This is a genomic window from Lactobacillus nasalidis, from assembly GCF_016587775.1.
GTDB lineage: Bacteria > Bacillota > Bacilli > Lactobacillales > Lactobacillaceae > Lactobacillus > Lactobacillus nasalidis.
In genome coordinates this window covers 1-831 of sequence record NZ_BOCG01000100.1, presented here as the reverse complement: position 1 = coordinate 831, position 831 = coordinate 1, and the positions used below count along the sequence as shown (strand labels likewise).

At 54.4% G+C, this 831-nt stretch carries 1 protein-coding gene and 1 pseudogene; both read left to right on the top strand.

Annotated elements, in window-relative coordinates; genetic code table 11:
• A pseudogene (locus tag lacNas_RS01320) lies at positions 1–342 on the top strand (heavy metal translocating P-type ATPase); the annotation flags it as partial.
• 144 nt (positions 343–486) lie between these two features.
• Positions 487–831, top strand: a 345-nt coding sequence (locus tag lacNas_RS01315; protein ID WP_201346521.1) for a fluoride efflux transporter FluC, incomplete at its 3' end; no start/stop codon positions are given.

Here is an 831-nt window from a genome sequence, read left to right as displayed (position 1 = left end):
CCTGCCCTCTCCAGTGCCGATGTCGGCATCGCCATGGGCAGCGGGACTGACGTGGCCAAGGAAGCCGGCGGCATCGTCTTGATGACCAGCAGCTTGGAGGGCGTCCTGCGGGCCCTGGACCTGTCCAAGAAGACCTTCCAGCGCATCAAGCTGAATCTCTTCTGGGCCTTGATCTACAACTTGATCGGCATTCCGGTTGCTGCCGGCCTGCTGTCTTTTGCCGGCGTCAGCCTGAGTCCGGAACTGGCCGGGCTGGCAATGGCCTTTAGTTCGGTTTCTGTCTTGATCTCGTCATTGCTTTTGAACTGGACCAAGATTGCCGGCAGTGCCAAAAATGCCTAGCCTTTGAGACAGGCGGGCCAGGATTCAAAAAATGAAATCGCCACGGCGGCGATTTCATTTTTTTGTTTGCCTTTGAAGCGCTTTCTGATGTAATCTAGTAGTTAGTGCGTTATTTAACGATTGGTAAAATGAAGGAAGAAAGCAATGGGAGCAGTTAAAAATTATCTTAGCGTGGCCTTTTTTGCCTTTTGGGGCGGGCTGGCACGCTATGCCTTGACAGAAGCATTTTCTTTTTACGGCACGGCCTTGGCCAATCTCCTGGGCTGCTTTTTGCTGGCTTTTCTGACTTACTTTTTCCTGCGGCGGACCAATGCCCGGGCCTGGCTGAACACGGGCCTGAGCACCGGCTTTGTGGGAGCGTTCACGACTTTTTCAAGCTTTAACTTGGACGCCTTCAAGATGCTGGCTGCCGGCAGCAGCCTGCCGGCTCTGCTTTACTTCACCGGCACGATTGTGGCCGGTTACCTGTGTGCCTGGGCAGGCAAGAAG